Origin of the sequence: Flavobacterium sp. K77 (genome assembly GCF_021608205.1) — a bacterium.
GTDB lineage: Bacteria > Bacteroidota > Bacteroidia > Flavobacteriales > Flavobacteriaceae > Flavobacterium > Flavobacterium turcicum.
Genome location: NZ_JAKIHO010000047.1, coordinates 1 through 584 on the forward strand (window position 1 = coordinate 1; position 584 = coordinate 584).

The following is a 584-nucleotide window of genomic DNA, read 5'->3' on the forward strand; positions in this document are numbered from 1 at the left end:
ACCACTGCAACGACTACTTCAAATGTAGGAACTTATCCAATCGTGGTGACTTTAGGAAGCAATCCTAATTATACTGTTACTAAAACAGATGCAAATCTTACTGTTACCCCTAAGACCGCAACTGTAGTAGCTGCTGATAAAACTAAAGTATACGGTGACGTTAATCCAGCTTTGACTGCAACTGTTACTGGTCCTATTAATGGAGATACTATTAACTATACCCTAGCTACCACTGCAACGACTACTTCAAATGTTGGAACTTATCCAATCGTTGCGACTTTAGGAAGCAATCCTAATTATACTGTTACTAAAACAGATGCAAATCTTACTGTTACCCCTAAGACCGCAACTGTAGTAGCTGCAGATAAAACTAAAGTATACGGTGACACTAATCCAGCTTTGACTGCAACTGTTACTGGTACTATCAATGGAGATACTATTAATTATACCCTAGCTACCACTGCAACGACTACATCAGATGTTGGAACTTATCCAATCGTTGCAACTTTAGGAAGCAATCCTAATTATACTGTTACCAAAACAGATGCAAATCTTACTGTTACCCCTAAAACTGCAACTGTAGC

The 584-nt window shown here is 38.5% G+C and carries 1 protein-coding gene; it reads left to right on the plus strand.

Translation table 11 applies throughout. The annotated features are described in order from the left end of the window. On the plus strand, nucleotides 1-584 hold a 584-nt coding region (locus tag L1S34_RS14820; RefSeq protein ID WP_236364877.1), incomplete at both ends, for an MBG domain-containing protein.